This is a genomic window from Mycolicibacterium frederiksbergense (assembly GCF_012223425.1).
Classification (GTDB): domain Bacteria; phylum Actinomycetota; class Actinomycetes; order Mycobacteriales; family Mycobacteriaceae; genus Mycobacterium; species Mycobacterium frederiksbergense.
Window position 1 is genome coordinate 3,789,272 of sequence record NZ_CP038799.1, and the last position, 19,715, is coordinate 3,808,986.

Here is a 19,715-nt window from a genome sequence, read left to right on the forward strand (position 1 = left end):
GGTCCGGCTACCAGGCGTGCACGGTGTTCTGCGCGGCCTCCAGGCCCTGCGCGAGAAGTAGCTCGGTCGCGTCGGCGGCTTGCTCACAGATGATCGGGACCTCCGGGCGTTCGACCGTCGAGAAGTTCTCCAACACATAGGCCGCCGGATCCTTGCGTCCGGGTGGACGCCCCACCCCGATGCGGACCCGCTGAAAGTCCTTGGTGCCCAACGCGGCCGCCACCGAGCGCAACCCGTTGTGGCCGCCCTCGCCGCCACCGAGCTTGAGCCGGATCCGGCCGAAATCGATATCGAGTTCGTCGTGCAACACCACGACATCGGCGGGCGAGACCGAATAGAACTTCGCCAACGGGCCGACCTGGCGTCCCGACTCGTTCATGTAGACCCGAGGTTTGGCGAGCACAACAGCCCGGTTGCCGAGGCGACCTGTGGTCACCTCGGCACCGGACTTCTTGTGCACCTTGAAACCTGAGCCGATGCGCCCGGCCAGCAGGTCGGCGACCATGAAACCGAGGTTGTGCCGGGTCTTGGCGTAGTTCGGCCCGGGATTTCCCAGGCCGACCACCAACAACGGTTCGGCCATGAGTCGCAGTGCTACCCGGAGCTATTCGGCAGCTTCGGCTTCGCCCTCGGCGGCTTCGCCGTCGGCGTCGTCCGCGGCCGGAGCAGCGTCGTCGGCATCGCCGGCGCCATCGCTCTCCAGATCCTCGGCGGTCGGGGCCGCGACGATGTTGACCACCAGGGTCTCGGGATCGACGGTCAGGCTGACGCCCTTGGGCAGCTCGAGCTGGCCGGCGGTGATCTGGGTGCCGACCTTGGCGCCCTCGACCGACACGGTGATCTGCTCGGGGATGGACATTGCCTCGGCCTCGACGGCGATGGTGTTGGCTTCCTGGGCTACCAGCGTGCCGGGCGCCGCTTCGCCTTCGACGAGCACGTTGATGTCCACGTGGACCTTCTCACCGCGCACCACCACGAGCAGGTCGACATGCTGGATGTTGCGGCGCACCGGGTGGATGTCCAGCGCCTTGGTCAGCGCGAGCGCCTCGGTGCCCTCGATGTCGAGGGTCAGGATGGCGTTGGTCCCGGAGTGACGCATCACCGCGGCGAAGTCGCGCGCGTTGAGCTCCAGGTGCTGGGGCTCGGTGCCGTGGCCGTACAGCACGGTGGGGATGTTGCCGTCGCGGCGGGCCTGGCGCGAGGCGCCCTTGCCGGTGCGGGTACGCACGGTCGCGGTCAGCTTGTTGGGGGCCGAGGTCTTGGCCATGTGTCGTTACTCCTGTGCCGGTGTGGTGAAAAGCACGGCCAGGGAGAACAGAGAAGTTCCCGTCGATAACGGTGGTCGGGCCACCCTCGCCGTGATGGGCCTCAGGCTATCCCAGAGCACCCTCAGATCCGAAATTCGGTCCCGGTGAGCTGCGCGGACAGCGCCCACAGCCCCGCAGCGGTCCGGGTATTCCGTGCCAGCGGGCTGCGCGGGCTCAGGCCGGTCGGCCCGCCCATACCGAACCGCGGGCCGATGAAACTGTCCCCGGGGATGTCGGCGGACACCGCGTACAACGTCTGCCGGGCCCCGAAGTCGGCGTCGGTGGCGATCCGGTTCGCGGCCTTCCAGAACTTGTCGCCGGTGACGTTGCCGGTCTGGCCCTGCAGGTTGGTCGCCGAATATCCGGGGTGCGCGGCGATGGCGAGCACCGGCGATCCGGCGGCGGTCAGCTTGCGTTGCAGCTCGCTGGTGAACAGCAGGTTGGCCAGTTTGGACTGCCCGTAGGCCAGCCATGCCGAGTACGGGCGTGAGCGCCAGTTCAGGTCCTTGAGGCTGATCACGCCGAGCAGATGCATCATCGAGGACACCGTGACCACCCGGTCGGTGATCTTGGGCAGCAGCAGGTTGGTCAGCGCGAAATGACCGAGATGGTTGGTGCCGATCTGGCTCTCGAAACCGTCGGCGGTCTGCGCGTACGGCACGGCCATGATGCCGGCGTTGTTGACCAGGACGTCCACCGCCTCGGTCTGATCGGCGAAGGCGCGCACCGAGGCCAGGTCCTGCAGATCGAGTGCGCGGACCGTGACGTCACCGGTCATCGTGGCGGCGGCGTCATCGCCCTTGGCGGTATTGCGGACGGCGAGCACCACCGAGGCCCCGACCCGGGCCAGTTCGCGGGCGGTGATCAGCCCGAGCCCGCTGTTGGCGCCGGTGACGATGACGCGGCGGCCGGCGAACGATGGCAGGTCTGCGGCGGTCCATGAACTCATGGTGGCCAGGGTAACTACTTGGCCGAGACGTTGAACCCGGAGATGATCTGCTCGATCGCCGCGCCCTTGGCCTCGGCGTCGTCGGCGAAGCTGGTGATGGTCAGCTGCACCAGGTATTTCTGCGCCTTGGGTTCCAGCTGGCCCGGGGCGGGTTTGTCGGGCATCTTCCCGGTGGCGAACACGATGCGGTTGTAGGCCTGCATGCGTTGCCCGCCGACGTCATAGGTGCCCTCGATCATCGAGGACGGGAACCCCTTGAAGTCATCGCGAGAACCGTTGAGCTTCTTGAAGTTCTCCGATATCTCCGCGTCGACGTCGGCATGCTTGAGTGCCTCGGCGGTGTCGAAATCGCCGTCGAGGGTGAACACCATCAGCATGGCCGTCGGATAGGTCTCGCCGTCGGCGATCACCCGGGTGCCGGGCGCCAGATTGGTGTTGGTGTAGTCCTGCCAGCCCTTCGGGCGCGGCACCGTCACGGCCAGATCGGTGAGTTTCTCCGGGGCAACCGGTTCCCCCTTGACCCCGACGCTCTCCAGGTACGCCGAGAGCGGGACCGTTTCCTCGGAGGTGGTGGGGGTGGGCCGGCTCGGGGTGGTCGCCAGCAGCGACTGGTAGTCCGGGGTGGCCGCACCGCAGCCGGTCAGCAGCGCCGCCGCTGCCGCCACCACCGCAAGTGCAGCTCTCACAAGATCTCGCGGACCTTGTCGATCGGACGTGCCAGCCGGGTGCCCTTGTCGGTGACGACGAACGGCCGTTCGATCAGGATCGGATGCTGGGCCATGGCATCGAGCAGCTCCTCATCGGAAGCGTCGGCCAAACCCAGCTCACCGTAGAGGGATTCACGTTTGCGGACGGCCGCACGCACGTCGATACCGGCGTCGGCGATCATCGTGGCCAGCTCGGCCCTGGTGGGCGGGGTCTTCAGGTACAGCACGACCTCGGGTTCGATACCGAACTCGCGCAACAGTTCCAGGGTCTTGCGTGAGGTCGAGCACTTCGGGTTGTGCAGGATTCGCGACACGCTAGGCGGATCCGTCGAACAGTCCGGTGACCGAACCGTTGTCGAACACCGCCCGGATGGTGTTGGCCAGCAGCGGCGCGATCGAGAGCACGGTGAGCTGCGGGAACCGCTTCTCCTCGTTGATCGGCAGGGTGTTGGTGACGATGACCTCGCGGGCGCCGCAGTCGGCCAGGCGCTGGGCCGCCGGGTCGGACAGCACGCCGTGCGTCGCGGCGATGATCACGTCCTTCGCCCCGTCCTGGCGCAGCAGGTTGACCGCGCCGGCGATGGTGCCGCCGGTGTCGATCATGTCGTCGGTCAGGATGCAGGTCTTGCCCTTGACCTCGCCGACGACCCGGTTGGACTTGACCTGGTTGGGCACCAGCGGATCACGGGTCTTGTGGATGAAGGCCAGTGGGACACCGCCGAGGGCGTCGGCCCACTTCTCGGCGACGCGCACCCGGCCGGAGTCGGGGGAGACGACGACCTTGTCGGCGTCGGCGTAGTTCTCCGCGATGTAGCCGGTGAGCAGCTTCTGGGCGCGCATGTGGTCCACGGGGCCGTCGAAGAAACCCTGGATCTGGTCGGTGTGCAGGTCGACGGTGATGATGCGGTCGGCGCCGGCGGTCTGGTACAGGTCGGCGACCAGCCGGGCGGAGATGGGCTCACGGCCGCGGTGCTTCTTGTCCTGGCGGGCGTACGGGTAGAACGGCAGGATCGCGGTGATCCGCTTGGCGCTGCCGCGCTTGAGCGCGTCGATCATGAGCAGTTGTTCCATCAGCCACTGGTTCAGCGGTGCGGGATGGCTCTGCAGCACGAAGGCGTCGCAGCCACGCACGGATTCGTCGAACCGGACGAAGATCTCGCCGTTGGCGAAGTCGCGCGCGGTCTGCGCGGTCACCGGGACGTCGAGTTCCTTGGCCACCTGCTCGGCCAGCTCGGGGTGGGCCCGACCCGAGAAGAGCATCAGGTTCTTACGGTTGTCGGTCCAGTCGTGGCTCATTTAGGTGCCTTCGCCAGTCGGGTCGATTACGCGCCAATCGTACGTAGCTTTCCTGGCCGGTCGTGGCCGGGTTACCAGAATGCCAACATCAGGCGTCGGGTTCGGGGGCCCCGGCCTTGCGTGCGGCGTCGGCGGAGGCACTTGCTGGGCGTTTGCGCAGCACCCAGCCCTCGATGGTGCGCTGAGTGTTGTCCGAGACGGCCAGCGCACCGGGCGGAACATCGTCGCGAAGCACGGTGCCCGCCCCGGTGTAGGCGCCGTCCCCGACGGTCACCGGCGCCACGAACATGGTGTCCGAACCGGTCCGGACATGGGAGCCGATCGTGGTGCGTCGCTTGGTCTCACCGTCGTAGTTGACGAAGACGCTGGAGGCGCCGATATTGCTGTGCTCGCCGATGTCGGCGTCCCCGACATAGGTCAGGTGCGGCACCTTGGTGCCGGCGCCGATCGTCGAATTCTTGGTCTCGACGAACGCGCCGAGCTTGCCGTCGGCGCCCAGCTCGGTACCCGGGCGCAGGTAGGTAAACGGTCCGACGGTGGCGCCCGCGCCGATGACCGACAGCTCGCCGTGGGTGCGGACGACCGACGCGCCGTCACCGACCTCCATGGAGCGCAGCGTGCTGTCCGGCCCGATGGTGCAGTCGGTGCCGATCGCGGTGGCGCCGAGCAGCTGGGTGCCTGGATGCACGACGGTGTCGGGCCCGATCTCCACGTCCACGTCGATCCAGGTGGTGGCAGGGTCGACGATCGTCACCCCGGCCCGCTGATGGCGTTCGATGGTGCGGCGGTTCAGTTCGGCGCCCAGCGCGGCGAGCTGGACGCGGTCGTTGACCCCGGAAACCTCGATGGTGTCGGCGACATGCTGGGCGCGCACGGTGTGGCCTTCGGCGCGCAGGATGGCCACCGCATCGGTGATGTACAGCTCACCCTGGGCGTTGTCGGTGCTCAGCCGGGTCAGCGCCGCCCGCAGCGCGGCGGCGTCGAACGCGTACACCCCGGAGTTGATCTCGGCGATGGCGCGCTGGGCGTCATCGGCGTCGGCCTGCTCGACGATGGCTGCCACCGCGCCGTCGGCATCGCGGATGATGCGCCCGTACCCGGTCGGGTCGTCCAGCGTGGTGGTCAGGATGGTCGCCCGGGCACCGGCATGCGCGGCGGTCAGGGTGGCCAGCGTGGCGCCGCCGAGCAACGGCACGTCGGCGGTGGTGACCACCACCGTGCCGGCGAAATCGTCGGGTAGGCCGGCCAGCCCGACGCCGACGGCGTGCCCGGTGCCGAGTTGTTCCTCCTGCACCACGGTGCTGATCCGGCTGTCGGTGTGGGCGGCGACCCGGGCCACCTCGTCGTTCACCTGGTCGCGGCCGTGCCCGACCACGACGACGATGTGGCTGGGCGTCAGTGTGGTGAGTGCATGCAGCACGTGGGCCAGCATGCTGCGCCCGCCCAGGGGGTGCAGCACCTTGGGGGTGGCCGAGCGCATCCGGGTGCCCGCGCCGGCGGCCAGCACGATCACGGCGGTTTCGGGGTGTGTGGTCACGTGGCCCTTCCAATCGCGACTGTGCGGTGCGGCGCGCGACGCGCCGCGGGAGGCGTTCGCCGTCGCACGTTCGCGGCCATTGTGCTCCGTCGCCAGGACTCGAACCTGAACTATCTGAACCAAAATCAGAGGTGCTGCCGATTACACCACGACGGACTGATCAACCCGAGACTCTAGTCGAAACCACTAGGCTTCCTCGTGTGGCCGCACCTGACAAAGAACCTCGTGCGCCTCGCGCCCGGATGACCGGCAGCGAACGTCGTCAACAGCTCATCGAGATCGCCAAGTCGCTGTTCGCCGAACGCGGCTACGACGGCACCTCCGTCGAGGAGATCGCCCAGCGCGCCAATGTGTCGAAACCGGTGGTCTACGAGCATTTCGGCGGCAAGGAAGGCCTCTACGCGGTCGTCGTCGACCGGGAGATGTCGACCCTGTTGGACATGATCACCGCCTCGTTGACCCAGAACCGCTCCCGGGTGCGCGTCGAACTGGTGGCCTTGGCGCTGCTGACCTACGTCGAGGAACGCACCGACGGGTTCCGCATCCTCATCCGGGATTCTCCGGCGGCCATCACCGAGGGCACCTACGCGACGCTGCTCAACGACGCGGTCAACCAGGTGGCCTCCATCCTGGCCGGTGACTTCTCCCGGCGCGGACTGGACCCCGACCTGGCGCCGCTGTACGCCCAGGCGCTGGTCGGATCGGTCTCGATGACCGCGCAGTGGTGGCTCGATGTCCGTGAGCCGCCCAAGGAGGTGGTGGCCGCGCACGTGGTCAACCTGTGCTGGAACGGGCTGACGCACCTGGAGTCGGATCCCAAGCTCGAGGATTAGCGTGCCCCCGGCGCGAGATTCGTCACTGCCGGGCGCCGCCTAGGATGGACTCATCATGACCGCACCGGGGCACACGCATGTCCAAAACTCGATCGCGGGGCTCGTCGACCTGGCGCTCAGCTCGCCCACCTTCACCGATCTGATCGCCCGCGCGCAGACCCGCCCGGACTCGCTGGCGATGGCCGGCCCGGCCAGTGCCCGGCTGTTCGCCGCGGCCGCGCTGGCCCGGACCGGCCCGCTGCTGGTGGTGACCGCCACCGGCCGCGAGGCCGACGACCTGACCGCCGAACTGCAGGCGGTCTTCGGCGACGCCGTCGCGCTGTTTCCGTCCTGGGAGACGCTCCCGCATGAGCGGCTCTCACCCGGTGTGGAGACGGTCGGGGCCCGGATGATGCTGCTGCGCAGGCTCGCGCATCCCGAGGACGAACACCTGGGCCCACCGTTGCGGGTCGTCGTCACCACCACCCGCTCACTGCTGCAGCCGATGGTGGTCGATCTCGGCGACATCGAGCCGGTGACGCTCACGGTCGGTGCCGACTCCGATTTCGATGCCACCATCGCCCGGCTGGTGGAGCTGGCCTACACCCGCGTGGACATGGTGGCCAAGCGTGGCGAGTTCGCGGTCCGCGGCGGCATCCTCGACATCTTCGCGCCGACCGCCGAACATCCGGTGCGCGTGGAGTTCTGGGGTGACGAGGTCTCCGAGATGCGGATGTTCTCGGTCGCCGATCAGCGGTCCATCACCGAGATCGAGATCGATCACCTGATTGCCGTCCCGTGCCGGGAGATCCTGCTCAGCGATGCGGTCAAGGAACGTGCCGGCCAGCTTGTCGACGCCGGCCCGCAGACCGACAACACCGTCGCCGGCGGTGTCGGCGACATGCTGGCCAAGCTCGCCGAGGGCATCCCGGTCGACGGGATGGAGGCGCTGCTGCCGGTGCTGCAACCCGACGCGCTGACCCTGCTCACCAGCCACCTGCCCGAGGGCACGCCGGTGCTGGTGTGCGACCCGGAGAAGGTGCGCTCGCGCGCCGCCGACCTGATCCGCACCGGCCGGGAATTCCTGGAGGCGTCCTGGTCGGTGGCCGCGATCGGCGGGGCGGCCCCCGTCGATATCGAATCCCTCGGTGGGTCCGGTTTCCGGGACCTCGACGAGGTGCGGGCCGCGGCCGGATACTGGTGGACGCTGAGCCAGCTCAACGACGGGTCGGCGGTCGAACTCGATGTCCGGCCCGCTCCGTCGGCGCGTAGTCAGAATGTGGTCGAGGAGATCTTCGCGATGCTGCGCGCGCACGTCGCCACGGGCGGGTTCGCCACCGTGGTGACGCCGGGCACCGGCACCGCACACCGGGTGGTCGAGCAGCTCGGCGAATCCGATACGCCGGCAGCGCTGCTGGAGCCCGGCGCGCAGCCCGCCGCCGGTGTGGTCGGCGTGCTCAAGGGCCCACTGCACGACGGACTGGTGATCCCGGGGGCCAACCTCGTCATCATCACCGAGACCGACCTCACCGGCAACAGAGTCGCCGCCACCGACGGGAAAAGGCTTGCCGCCAAACGACGTAACGTCGTCGACCCGCTGGCGCTGACGGCCGGCGACCTGGTGGTGCACGATCAGCACGGCATCGGCAAGTTCGTCGAGATGACCGAACGGGTGATCGGCGGTGCGCGCCGCGAATACCTGGTTCTCGAGTACGCGTCGTCCAAACGCGGCGGTGGTACCGACAAGCTGTACGTGCCGATGGATTCGCTGGACCAGCTGTCCCGCTACGTCGGCGGTCAGGCACCCACCCTGAGCCGGCTCGGCGGCAGTGACTGGACCAATACGAAAACCAAGGCGCGCAAGGCGGTTCGGGAGATCGCCGGTGAGCTGGTGTCGCTGTACGCCAAGCGCCAGGCGGCCCCCGGCCACGCGTTCGGGCCGGATACCCCGTGGCAGGCCGAGATGGAGGATGCGTTCGGCTTCACCGAGACCATGGACCAGCTGACCGCCATCACCGAGGTCAAGGCCGACATGGAGAAGCCGGTCCCGATGGACCGGGTGATCTGCGGTGACGTCGGTTACGGCAAGACCGAGATCGCGGTCCGCGCGGCGTTCAAGGCCGTGCAGGACGGTAAGCAGGTGGCGGTGCTGGTGCCGACCACGCTGCTGGCCGACCAGCATCTGCAGACGTTCACCGCTCGCACCGCGGGCTTCCCGGTCACCGTGAAAGGCCTGTCCCGCTTCACCGATACGGCCGACTCGAAGGCCACGCTGGACGGTATGGCCGACGGTTCGGTAGACATCGTCATCGGCACGCACCGGCTGCTGCAGACCGCGGTGCGCTGGAAGGATCTCGGCCTGGTGATCGTGGACGAGGAGCAGCGTTTCGGCGTCGAGCACAAGGAACACATCAAGAGCCTGCGCACCCACGTCGACGTCCTGACCATGAGCGCCACCCCGATCCCGCGGACCCTGGAGATGAGCCTGGCCGGCATCCGCGAGATGTCGACCATCCTCACCCCGCCCGAGGAACGATTCCCGGTGCTCACCTACGTCGGTCCGCACGACGACAAGCAGGTCGCCGCGGCACTGCGCCGCGAGTTGCTGCGCGACGGGCAGGCGTTCTACATCCACAACCGGGTCAAGTCGATCGATCAGGCCGCCGCGCGGGTGCAGGCCATGGTGCCGGAGGCGCGCGTGGTGGTGGCGCACGGTCAGATGGCCGAGGAGAACCTGGAGAAGACCGTCGAGGGCTTCTGGAACCGCGACTACGACATCCTGGTCTGCACCACCATCGTCGAGACCGGCCTGGACATCTCCAACGCCAACACCCTGATCGTGGAACGCGCCGATACCTTCGGTCTGTCACAGCTGCACCAGCTGCGTGGCCGGGTCGGCCGCAGCCGCGAGCGGGGGTATGCGTACTTCCTGTATCCGCCGGAGGTGCCGTTGACCGAGACCGCCCACGACCGGCTGGCCACCATCGCGCAGAACAACGAACTCGGCGCCGGCATGGCGGTTGCCATGAAGGACTTGGAGATTCGCGGTGCGGGCAACGTGCTGGGTATCGAACAGTCCGGCCACGTCGCCGGTGTCGGTTTCGACCTGTACGTGCGGCTGGTCGGTGAGGCCGTCGAGGCCTACCGCGCCGCCGTCGACGGGAAGACCGTCAGCACCGTGGAGGAACCCAAGGATGTGCGCATCGACCTCCCCGTCGACGCCCACTTCCCACCGGATTACATCGGCAGCGACCGGCTGCGGCTGGAGGCCTACCGCAGGCTGGCCGCGGCCTCCGATGGCGCCGGGGTGGATCGCGTCATCGAGGAACTCGTCGACCGCTACGGTCCGCTGCCCGAACCGGCGCAGCGGCTGATCGCGGTGGCGCGGCTGCGGCTGTTGTGCCGCGAGTATGGGGTCACCGAGGTGGCCACGATCTCCGATGCCACCATCAAGGTCGCACCGCTGACGCTGCTGGACTCCGGTCAGATGCGGCTCAAGCGGGTCTACCCGGGGTCGGCCTACCGGGCAACGACATCGACGGTGCAGATCCCGATTCCGCGGGCCGGCACCGGGGTGGGCGCGCCGCGTATCCGCGATCTCGAGCTGCTGCAAGCGGTTGCGGGTCTGCTGCTGGCCCTGGACGGTCGGCCGGCGGGCGAGGTCGACATCACCGCCATGGGAGACGGGGCCGCAACTACGCCTGGAGGTGCGCAATGACCATCGTCCTGGTGGACCCGCGCCGGCCCTCGCTGGTCCCGGTGGAAGCCGTCGGCCTGCTCGCCGGTGACGTGCAGTACACCGAGGAGATGCCGATCAAGGTGCCGTGGTCACTGCCCTCGGCGCGGCCGGATTACGACGGTGACCCGGCCCCGGTGCTGCTGTCCTCGGATCCCGAGCATCCCAGTGTGAAGGCCCGGCTGGCGGCGGGCGAACAGCTGATCGCCTCGCCCGCACCACAGGCCGGAGAGCGGCTTGTCGACGCGGTCGCGATCATGGACAAGCTGCGCACCGACGGCCCGTGGGAGAGCGAGCAGACCCACGATTCGCTGCGGCGCTACCTGCTGGAGGAGACCTACGAGCTGTTCGACGCCGTGCGGGGCGGGGACGCCGAGGAACTGCGCGAAGAACTCGGAGATGTGTTGCTGCAGGTGCTCTTTCACGCCCGCATCGCCGAGGACGCGCCGGCTCACCCGTTCGGTATCGACGATGTCGCCGACGCGTTGGTCCGCAAGCTGGGCAACCGCGCCGCCGGGGTGCTCGCCGGTCATGCGGTGTCACTGGAGGAGCAACTCGCCCAGTGGGAGGAACGCAAACGCCACGAGAAGGTGCGCGATTCCTGCATGGACGATGTGCCGACCGGCCAGCCCGCCCTGGCGCTGACGCAGAAGGTACTCGAACGCTGCGCCGGAGCGGGCATCCCCGATGAACTGGTCCCCGATTCGCTGCGCGAGGTGCGGATCGGCGTCGAATCCGATGCCGAGAACACCCTGCGCACCGCCACTCTGGAGTTCATCGACACGGTCCGCCGGGCCGAACAGGCCGTCAAGGCCGCCCGGGGCGGCGACGCCATCGGGGAAACCCCGGCGGAGCAGATCGGCGCCGACGAGTGGCGCGCGCACTGGCCCGCCTGACCCCACTCCGCCGAAACTGTATTCCAGACGACGGGCTCTCGAACTTTGCCGTCTGGAATACAGTTTCGGCGGTCATGAGAGCAGGGTCTGCCCCAACCAGCCGCCCTCGGCCACACCCGGCAGCATCGCGAACGTCGCCGATCCCACCGTGGTGATCCACTGGTTCATCGCATCGGCCTCGGCCAGGCGTTGCTGCACCGGGATGAACTGGCGCGCCGGATCTCTCAGATAGCTCGCGAAGATCAGCCCGCTGTCGGTGGTGATCCCGGCAGGCGGGGGATCGTCGTAGTTGTAGGGCCGCCGCAGGAAGCGCTCGTCGTCGTTGTGGTGACGGGCCAGCGCGATGTGCGAGTTGGGCGGAATGACCGGGATGCCGTTGACCTGCGCGCCCAGATCCGGGACGTCGTCCTCGCGGGTCCCGGTCAGTGGGGCACCGGTGTCCAGGCGCCGCCCGACCGCGAATTCCTTGCTGGCCCGGTCGAGTTCGTCCCAGGTGTCCATCTCGGAGCGGATCCGGCGCAACACCAGGATGGTGCCCCCGGCGAACCAGGGCTGGTCGGCGCCAGCGTCCCAGATGAATCGGTCGAACTCTGCCGCATCCCGCAGATTCGCGGTGCCGTCCACCTGACCCATCAGGTTGCGCATCGTGCGGCCCGACCCGTCGGCGCCGTGCGCATGCCGAAACCCGCTCTGGCGCCAACGTTGCCGCGTCATCGCCCGCACGTTCTTCAGCAGCACCCGGCTGGTGTGTGCGACGACCATCGGGTCGTCCGCGCAAATCTGCAGCAGCACATCGCCGCCGCAGAACGCCGGGTCGAGCCGGTCGGTCCGGAACGCGGGCATCTCGATGACGGTCGGCGGCCGACGGTGCGCCAGTCCGATGCGGTCGAACAACTCCGGCCCCAGCCCCACGCTGACCGTCAGCCGTGCCGGGCGCCCGGCCAACTCCGGTTCGGTATCGGCCAGGGCCGGACGGCCCTGGGTGAGCCGGCCCGCGTCCGTCGACCACAGCTTGAGCACCGCGGCCAGCGTCTCACGCGCGCTGCGTCCGGCGTCCGGTGCGAGATCGAGCGCCACGAACAGCGCATGTGCCTGCGGCGCCGTGGTGATGCCGCCCTGGTGTGAGCCGTGGAACGGCTCGGCGACACCGCCGAAACCGTCGGCGTCCGGTGTGGCCGATTGCGCTGCACCGCACTGCGTCAGCGCGGCCCCGGCGGCCAGCGCGGCGGCGCCCCCGGCCAGGAGGCGCCGCCGGTTCACATCAACCATGGCCGCCGTGCTCAGGCTGGTATTCCTCGTTGGCCCCGGCGAAGTCACGCACCTGCACGGTGACCGGCAGCGTGGAACCGTCCTCGAACTGCACCGTCAGCTCGATATCGGATCCCACCGCCAGCGGTGCGGTGAGATCCATCAGCATCAGGTGGTCACCGCCCGGTACCAGCTCGTGACTGCCGCCGGCCGGCAGAACGATTCCACCTTCCTTGGGGCGCATGGTTTTCGCCCCGGCATCACCGGCGACCTCGTGCACCTCGACGCGGCCGGCCGCCGGTGAGCTGCCGGATACGACGCGCGCCTCGTGATGCCCGTTGTTGACCAGCGTGCCGAACACCGCGGCCATCTCGCCGTCGCCGGCCGACGCCCACTGTTCCTCGAACACCACCTCGGAGGCCATCGCGTGGTCGGTGTGTTCGTCGGTGGTCGACGTGCACCCGGCGGACAGCAGTGCGACGGTCAGCAGGCCGAGCAGAGATTTACGCATCCGTGCGCTCCTTACGTTGTTTGGCCGCACCGAGAACCACATCGATGACCACGAAGGCGGCCAACGAGATTCCCAGCAGCGGCAGGAACCAGCCCACCGCGACGGCGGTCACCACCAGCACGCCGATCGTGACGGGGGACAACCGCCGCAGGCCACCGCGCACCGGCGGACGGCCGAGCGCCCACGCCGACCCGCGGGTCGGGCGACGTTGCCACCACATCCGGTACCCGCCGATGATCACCGCGACCAGCGCGACGGCCACACCGAGCAGCAACAGCTGGTTGAGCAGACCGAACAGCAGGCCCATGTGCCCGCGGATACCCCAGTCGGCCAACATGGCGACCACCGAATAGTCACGCCAGTAATCGATCTGGCTGGTCACGGTGTTCGTCACCGGATCCACCGACGCGGCGTTCGTGGTCAGCCGGTAGGGCTTGTCGATCTCGGCGACGCCGATGCCCTGTCCGGGCTCGGCGGGCAGCGTCACCTCCAGCGGCAGATGCACCCCGGCCCCGGACGCGGCGCGCAGCACCGCCTCGTAGTCGACCACCGACGGTGCGGCATCGGTGACCGGCCCCGTGTGCCCGGCGTGGCCGGCGTGCTCATCGGGCACCACGGCGTTCACCGGCGTCAGGGCGGTGTCCAGGGCCGGACGCTTCCAGTTCATGGCCGCGCGCAGGTCCGACACGTGTTCACCCGCGTACGTCGACCAGGTGATACCGGTCGCGGACAGGAACAACAGCGCCGCGAGCAGCCACACCCCGGTGGCGCCATGCCAGTTCATGGTGCGGGCGCGGCCCGTGCGGCTGCGGTCCAGCCGCAGCACGCGCCCGGGTCGTCCGCGGCGTCGTTCGGCGGCGGTCTTGGTCAGCCACAGCACCACACCGCCGAGGGCAACCACCCACAGCCAGGAGGCGGCGAGCTCGCTGTAGATGCGGCCCGGTTCCCCGAGGTTGAGGTGCCGGTGGAAGCCGTCGAGCCAGGTGCTGACCGGCAGGTAGCCCAGCCAGCTGGCCTCGTCGCCGAGCACCCGCCCGGTATACGGGTCGACGAAGACCGCCCGCTGCAATTCCTCGTCGAGGGTGGGGTCGGCGAAGTACACCCGGGTGGCTTCTTTCGCGTCGGCGGCTGGGCGCATACCGGTCATGGTCAGTGCCGGGAAGGCGTTCTGCGCGGCGGCGGCCTGATCGCCGAGTGGAATCGGCTGGCCGGACTCCGGCACGGTCAGGATGTCGCCGTAGATGACGCGCTCGATGGACGGGGCCATCGCGTACAGGCCGCCGGTGACGGCGGCGATCAGGATGAACGGGGCGATGAGTACACCCGCGTAGAAGTGCAGGCGCACCACGAACGGACGCCAACTGCGTCGCGGTGGTGCCGGGTCGGTGAGGGACGTGGAATCGACGGTGTCGCCGGTTTGGGTCATGACATGCCTTCGGCAGAAGCGATGGGTGGGGACGCAGCGCCCGATACGGCAGGCGTGCGGACGGCCGCGACCGGAAGGCCGCGGCATCGTGACAGCAGCGACCGCTAAGCGGTCGCGACGCCACCCATCGGCGGGGCGCGCATGCCCAGCCCGGTATGCCACAGAAGTGACTGTGCGACAACGTTGTTGGTGCGACGACGGGCGCGCGGAGGGCCCGGGCGCGGGGACACGGTGGCGAACAACCGCAGCCACCGCAGCACCGATGAACAGACGAGGTACAGGTGTTCGACGGCACCGATCGCGATACCGAGGACCACGGCCGCGGCGGTGTGGGCCGCGAGCATCGTCGGGGTCATGCCGAGACCGCCCCCGCCGTGATGCCCACCGGCCAGCGCCAGGGTCAGGTGGCCGAGCAGCTGTGCGGCGCCCAGGGCCGCGATGAGCCCGAACAGCTGGGCGTGGCGGTTGTGCAGCCGGATGCCCGCCGTGGCCGCACCCGAGGTGGCGCACACCAGCAGTGCCGCCACGAGTGCGGCTCCGTGCGGGAACATGCCCGACGCCGCGCCGTGCGCACCGGTGGTGCCGGCCGCCGCGCTGACGCCGACCAGCGCAGCGCGCAGCCAGTGCGCGCGTCTGGCCGGCGTGGTCACCAGCGGGACTCTACTACTACGAGCCCTAGTAGTAGAGCCCTAGTAGCGCCCTAGTAGTCGACGAGCCGGTCGCCGAGGAACCGGTCGTGGCCCGTCACCCCGGGCAGCACGAAGAAGAACCCACCGCCCACGGGCATGATGTATTCCTCCAGCGGTTCGCCGGTGAGCCGCTCCTGCACGGCGAGGAAGCCCCGCTGCAGGCTGCGCTGGTAGGCGACGAACGCCAGCCCCTGATCGAGGCGGCCGGCGCCGTCGAAACCGCGCGAGTAGTTGAAGCCGCGGCGCAGGATGAGGTTCTGCTCGGTCTCCGGGGTGCGCGGGTTGGCCAGCCGGATGTGCGCGTTCAGCTTGATCCGCACACCGTCCGGGTCCGCCGCGAAGTCCGGATCGTCGAACTCACCCGTCATCCCCAGCGGGGCGCCGCTGAGCTTGGACCGCCCGATCAGGGCCTCCTGCTCGACGAGCTGGGTACGGTCCCAGAACTCGACGAAGTTCCGGATGATGCGCACGGCCTGATAGGTCCCGCCGACGGCCCACTCCGGTTCGTCGTCCTCGGGGCCCACCCAGACGTGACGATCCATGACGGCGGCGTCGCTCACGTCCAGATTGGAGGTGCCGTCCTTGAATCCCAACAGGTTTCGCGGGGTGGCGGTCTCTGCGGCCGACGAGACGGCGGCGCTCGACGTGACGGCGGCGCGCCCGGCTCCTATGCCGCGCGCGTAGCCGTCGATCATCCAGCGCAACACCAGATCGCTGCGGGTGCGACGCATCAACTGCCGCAACGCGAACTGCATCGTGTCGTTGTGACCGGACTCGAAGATGATGCAGATGTCGCCGTGCGAGAGCTTGGGGTCGAGCCGGTCATTGGCCAGGAACGGCATGGTGACCAGCTCGCGGGGTTTGCGGTCCGCCAGCCCGAAGCGCTCGTCGAACAGGGATGCCCCGACGCCGACGACAATCGACAGATTGTCGGCGGGCGGCTTCTCGCCGAGGATCCCGGAGTCGACCGGCGGATAGGCGGGATCCCTTGTCTCCGGAGGCTTTCCGGCCATCAGGCCGCGGATCTCATCGGTGATCTCGCGCAGCGTGGACGCCAGCTCCGCGCGATTGCGGGCGTGCACGTTGAACGACGCGATCAACCCCTGTTCGGGGATGGGTAACGCGGTGATCCCGGCCTGGTGCGGGCCTTCGAAATCGATGAACCGTGCCGCGGTGCTGTCTGCGGCGGCCGAGCTGTCCGAGGAACAGCCCGCCAGCGCACCGGCTCCCACCGCGGCGCCGGTGCCCAGGGCGCCCGCGACGAACCCGCGGCGGGAGATCCCGCGACGTGGTGACCGCTGTGTCACTGCAGTTTCAGCACTCCCGAGACCTGCGAGAGGTTCTCCGAAAGCCCGGCCAGTTCGGCCTTCAGGGTGTCGATCACCTGCGGCGTCACGGTCACATCGGGGCAGCGCGCGGACGGGTACGGGTCGTTCTCGGTGCAGAACAGCACCCAGCCGGCACCGCGGCGCAGCGGCCCCAGCGTCTCGAACACCGAGTTGATGCCGGCCTCGATCTTGCCGAGCAGCGCCGGATCGGCCTCCACCAGTGCCGGGCTCAGCTTGCCGACGGCATCGCGGGCGCCCTGCACGTTCGCGTCGAAATCCCACAGGTCGGTCTTGGCGTAGCGGTCCTCTTCACCGGTGATCTTGCCCTCGGAGACCTCCTCGATCAGCTCGGCGGCACCCGTGGACACGTCCACCGGCTTCACCTCGACCGAGGGGAACTGCTCCTTGAGTGCGGCGACGTCGGCGTCGAGCTGATCGGCGAACGGGGCACCGCCATCGGTGGTGTTCTTCTCGAACAGCAGGAATTCGAGGCGGTGCCAGCCGGTGAATTCGGGGTCGTCGACGCCGGAGAAGTCGTCGACACGGGCGTCGATCTTGCCGTCGATCTCCTCGACGAGCCCGGCCAGCGGTTCGATGCGTTCCCACGGCGCGCGCGAGGGGGCGTAGGCGTCCTGGGCGGCCTTCAGGTCGCCGGCCCGTACCGCGTCGGTGAACACCTTGACGGCGGCGACGAGTTCGTCGATCTGGGCGGTGGCGTAGGCCTTGTACTCGGCGGCGGCCTTCTCGGTCAGCGGATTGGGTGCGGCCGCTGCAGAGCTGGTCGCCGACGCGCCCGACGCGGCGCTCGACGTCGTCGCATCCGAGCCGGATTCCGAGCCGTTGCTCGAACATCCGCTGAGAATCAGTGCTGCCGCGACAACCGGTATCTGCCAGGCGAAATGCCGTCCCATCGAACCTCCTCTAGTGAATGTCAGCACAGTACCTGTTCGACCGAGGTTGGATAGGCATACCTCAACAATCGGCGCCGAACCGCGCGTTCAGGGCTGTCCGTCGGTGCCACCGTTACTCTTGATCGGGGGATATCGGCCCCACATTGCCGGTGGTTGAGGGAGAGCCTTGTCCGACGTAGGGAGTGTGTCGCGCCCGGCGCCGACCGTTCCCGCGGCTGTCTCCGGACCGGCACCGGTGCCCGGCGCGGCGAGTCGACGGGCCCGTTGGTGGCGGGTGGCCGCGGTGCTGACCGCCGCGCTGCTGCTGCTGGCCTCCAGTTGCACATTCCAGACCGGTGACCCGATCCCCGAGGGCGTGCCGCCGCCGCGCGGTGCCCCGGTCCCCGAGATCGACACGAATGCCCCCGGGCGGCCCGCCGACCAGCTCAGCGACTGGGCCGCCGAACTGGCGCCCGCGATCGGTATCCCGGCCCGGGCGCTGGAGGCCTACGCCTACGCCGCGCGGGTGGCCCAGGTGGTGAATCCCAAGTGCAACCTGGCCTGGACGACGCTGGCCGGGATCGGGATGGTCGAGAGCCATCACGGCACCTATCAGGGTGCCACCGTCGCCCCGGGCGGGGACGTGCGCCCGCCGATCCGCGGGGTCCAGCTGGACGGCACGCTGGGCAACATGCAGATCCTGGACACCGACAACGGTGTGCTGGACGGGGATCCGCACCTGGACCGGGCCATGGGGCCCATGCAGTTCATCCCGGAGACCTGGCGGTTGTACGGGGTGGACGCCAACAACGACGGTGTCATCAGCCCGGACAACTTCGACGACGCCGCGCTGTCGGCGGCGGGTTATCTGTGCTGGCGTGGCAAGGACCTGTCCACCCCACGTGGCTGGATGGAGGCGCTGCGCGCCTACAACCTGTCCAACCAGTACGCGCGCAGCGTCCGGGACTGGGCCACCGCCTACGCCGACGCTCGTCCCAGCTGAGCACGCCGCGCCGGCCCGCAACCTCTAGGCTCTTATGAGCACAAGACCGAGCAAGAGAACTGTCTTCACCAAGGAGGAGCCCGTGCCCATCATCGAACAGGTCGGAGCCCGCGAGATCCTGGATTCGCGCGGTAACCCGACCGTTGAGGTCGAGGTGGCCCTGATCGACGGAACAGTCGCCCGGGCCGCGGTGCCCTCCGGTGCCTCTACCGGCGAGCACGAGGCTGTCGAGCTGCGTGATGGCGGCACCCGCTACGGGGGCAAGGGCGTGGAGAAGGCCGTGGAGGCGGTGCTCGACGAGATCGCCCCCGCGGTCATCGGGATGTCCGCCGACGACCAGCGGCTCATCGACCAGGCGCTGCTGGATCTGGACGGCACACCGGACAAGTCGCGGCTGGGCGCCAACGCGATCCTGGGCGTGTCGCTCGCGGTGGCCCGTGGCGCGGCGGAGTCGGCCGGCCTGCCGCTGTTCCGCTACCTCGGCGGACCCAACGCCCACATTCTGCCGGTCCCGATGATGAACATCATCAACGGCGGCGCGCACGCCGACACCGGGGTCGACGTCCAGGAATTCATGATCGCCCCCATCGGTGCGGCGACCTTCAAGGAATCCTTGCGCTGGGGCGCAGAGGTCTACCACTCGCTCAAGTCGGTGCTCAAGAAGCAGGGCCTGTCCACCGGTCTCGGCGACGAGGGTGGTTTCGCGCCCGATCTGCCCGGCACCAAGGCCGCGCTCGATCTGATCGGCACCGCCATCGAGGGCGCCGGCTTCAAGGTCGGCAGCGAGATCGCGCTGGCGCTGGACGTGGCGGCCACCGAGTTCCACACCAAGGGCACCGGTTACGCGTTCGAGAAGGAGACCCGCACCGCAGAGCAGATGGCGGAGTTCTACGCCGGCCTGCTGGATTCCTACCCCCTGGTCTCCATCGAGGACCCGCTGGACGAGGACGACTGGGACGGCTGGGTGGCGCTGACCGCCGCGATCGGTGATCGGGTGCAGCTGGTCGGCGACGATCTCTTCGTCACCAACCCCGAGCGCCTCGAAGAGGGCATCGAGAAGGGTGCGGCCAACGCACTGCTGGTGAAGGTCAACCAGATCGGCACGCTGACCGAGACCCTGGATGCGGTGTCGCTGGCGCACAACAGCGGCTACCGCACCATGATGAGCCACCGGTCCGGCGAGACCGAGGACACCACCATCGCCGATCTGGCGGTGGCGGTGGGCAGCGGACAGATCAAGACCGGTGCGCCGGCGCGCAGCGAGCGGGTGGCCAAGTACAACCAGCTGCTGCGCATCGAGGAAGCCCTCGGTGACGCCGCCCGCTACGCCGGTGACCTGGCCTTCCCGCGTTTCGCGCCTGCGAGCCAGTAGAAACGTTC

At 68.9% G+C, this 19,715-nt stretch carries 18 protein-coding genes and 1 tRNA gene; 5 read left to right on the forward strand and 14 right to left on the reverse strand.

The window, feature by feature from the left end; genetic code table 11:
* Positions 1-7: 7 nt before the first annotated feature.
* The 8 genes from pth to EXE63_RS21480 form a co-directional block, all read right to left on the reverse strand.
* Positions 8-583, reverse strand: a complete 576-nt coding sequence (pth, locus tag EXE63_RS21445; RefSeq protein ID WP_168143603.1) for an aminoacyl-tRNA hydrolase — start codon at positions 581-583, stop codon at positions 8-10.
* A 21-nt stretch (positions 584-604) separates the two neighbouring features.
* Entirely contained in the window at positions 605-1,267 is a 663-nt protein-coding gene (locus EXE63_RS21450; RefSeq protein WP_168143604.1) for a 50S ribosomal protein L25/general stress protein Ctc, read from the reverse strand.
* Between the two features lie 122 nt (positions 1,268-1,389).
* On the reverse strand, positions 1,390-2,256 hold the full coding sequence (locus tag EXE63_RS21455; RefSeq protein WP_168143605.1) for an oxidoreductase: 867 nt from the start codon (positions 2,254-2,256) through the stop codon (positions 1,390-1,392).
* Positions 2,257-2,270: 14 nt separating this feature from the next.
* Complete coding sequence (locus tag EXE63_RS21460; RefSeq protein WP_168143606.1) at positions 2,271-2,942, reverse strand: LpqN/LpqT family lipoprotein; 672 nt, start codon at positions 2,940-2,942, stop codon at positions 2,271-2,273.
* Positions 2,939-3,277: an arsenate reductase (glutaredoxin) gene (arsC, locus tag EXE63_RS21465; RefSeq protein WP_168143607.1), complete on the reverse strand. Its 339-nt coding sequence runs from the start codon at positions 3,275-3,277 to the stop codon at positions 2,939-2,941. Before arsC ends, EXE63_RS21460 begins: the two co-directional genes overlap by 4 nt.
* 1 nt (position 3,278) lies before the next feature.
* On the reverse strand, positions 3,279-4,259 hold the full coding sequence (locus EXE63_RS21470; RefSeq protein ID WP_105361837.1) for a ribose-phosphate diphosphokinase: 981 nt from the start codon (positions 4,257-4,259) through the stop codon (positions 3,279-3,281).
* Positions 4,260-4,347: 88 nt separating this feature from the next.
* The gene (gene glmU, locus EXE63_RS21475) at positions 4,348-5,739 is read right to left on the reverse strand and encodes a bifunctional UDP-N-acetylglucosamine diphosphorylase/glucosamine-1-phosphate N-acetyltransferase GlmU (protein WP_234904621.1); all 1,392 of its coding nucleotides are present in this window, start codon (positions 5,737-5,739) and stop codon (positions 4,348-4,350) included.
* 141 nt (positions 5,740-5,880) lie between these two features.
* Positions 5,881-5,952 (reverse strand) — tRNA-Gln (locus EXE63_RS21480).
* 86 nt (positions 5,953-6,038) lie between these two features.
* On the opposite strand from EXE63_RS21480, the gene EXE63_RS21485 reads away from it, so the two are divergent.
* The 3 genes from EXE63_RS21485 to EXE63_RS21495 are packed head-to-tail and all read left to right on the forward strand — an operon-like array spanning position 6,039 to position 11,240.
* Positions 6,039-6,629 (forward strand): TetR/AcrR family transcriptional regulator, encoded by a 591-nt coding sequence (locus EXE63_RS21485; RefSeq protein ID WP_234904622.1) that lies wholly within the window; start codon positions 6,039-6,041, stop codon positions 6,627-6,629.
* A 55-nt stretch (positions 6,630-6,684) separates the two neighbouring features.
* Positions 6,685-10,326: a transcription-repair coupling factor gene (gene mfd, locus EXE63_RS21490; RefSeq protein WP_168143610.1), complete on the forward strand. Its 3,642-nt coding sequence runs from the start codon at positions 6,685-6,687 to the stop codon at positions 10,324-10,326.
* The gene (locus EXE63_RS21495) at positions 10,323-11,240 is read left to right on the forward strand and encodes a nucleoside triphosphate pyrophosphohydrolase (protein ID WP_168143611.1); all 918 of its coding nucleotides are present in this window, start codon (positions 10,323-10,325) and stop codon (positions 11,238-11,240) included. Before mfd ends, EXE63_RS21495 begins: the two co-directional genes overlap by 4 nt.
* A 72-nt stretch (positions 11,241-11,312) precedes the next feature.
* Here EXE63_RS21495 and EXE63_RS21500 read toward each other — a convergent pair whose 3' ends face one another.
* The 6 genes from EXE63_RS21500 to EXE63_RS21525 form a co-directional block, all read right to left on the reverse strand.
* Positions 11,313-12,509 (reverse strand): Dyp-type peroxidase, encoded by a 1,197-nt coding sequence (locus EXE63_RS21500; protein WP_168143612.1) that lies wholly within the window; start codon positions 12,507-12,509, stop codon positions 11,313-11,315.
* The gene (locus tag EXE63_RS21505; protein WP_168143613.1) at positions 12,502-12,999 is read right to left on the reverse strand and encodes a copper chaperone PCu(A)C; all 498 of its coding nucleotides are present in this window, start codon (positions 12,997-12,999) and stop codon (positions 12,502-12,504) included. Before EXE63_RS21505 ends, EXE63_RS21500 begins: the two co-directional genes overlap by 8 nt.
* Positions 12,992-14,425 carry a PepSY-associated TM helix domain-containing protein gene (locus tag EXE63_RS21510; protein WP_168143614.1) on the reverse strand — a complete coding sequence of 478 codons (1,434 nt, stop codon included), beginning with the start codon at positions 14,423-14,425 and terminating at the stop codon, positions 12,992-12,994. The genes EXE63_RS21505 and EXE63_RS21510 overlap by 8 nt, the downstream gene beginning before the upstream one ends.
* Before the next feature lie 104 nt (positions 14,426-14,529).
* Positions 14,530-15,075 carry a hypothetical protein gene (locus EXE63_RS21515; RefSeq protein ID WP_168143615.1) on the reverse strand — a complete coding sequence of 182 codons (546 nt, stop codon included), beginning with the start codon at positions 15,073-15,075 and terminating at the stop codon, positions 14,530-14,532.
* A 50-nt stretch (positions 15,076-15,125) separates the two neighbouring features.
* Positions 15,126-16,421: a Dyp-type peroxidase gene (locus EXE63_RS21520; protein WP_168143616.1), complete on the reverse strand. Its 1,296-nt coding sequence runs from the start codon at positions 16,419-16,421 to the stop codon at positions 15,126-15,128.
* Positions 16,418-17,353: an EfeM/EfeO family lipoprotein gene (locus EXE63_RS21525; RefSeq protein ID WP_168143617.1), complete on the reverse strand. Its 936-nt coding sequence runs from the start codon at positions 17,351-17,353 to the stop codon at positions 16,418-16,420. The genes EXE63_RS21520 and EXE63_RS21525 overlap by 4 nt, the downstream gene beginning before the upstream one ends.
* Positions 17,354-17,588: 235 nt before the next feature.
* Between EXE63_RS21525 and EXE63_RS21530 the strand changes: the two genes are divergently transcribed.
* Together EXE63_RS21530 and eno are read left to right on the forward strand one after the other, a co-directional pair.
* Positions 17,589-18,335: a lytic transglycosylase domain-containing protein gene (locus tag EXE63_RS21530; protein WP_168145696.1), complete on the forward strand. Its 747-nt coding sequence runs from the start codon at positions 17,589-17,591 to the stop codon at positions 18,333-18,335.
* 82 nt (positions 18,336-18,417) lie between these two features.
* A complete protein-coding gene (eno, locus tag EXE63_RS21535; protein WP_168143618.1) occupies positions 18,418-19,707 on the forward strand; it encodes a phosphopyruvate hydratase in 1,290 nt (429 codons plus the stop codon).
* Positions 19,708-19,715: the final 8 nt, after the last annotated feature.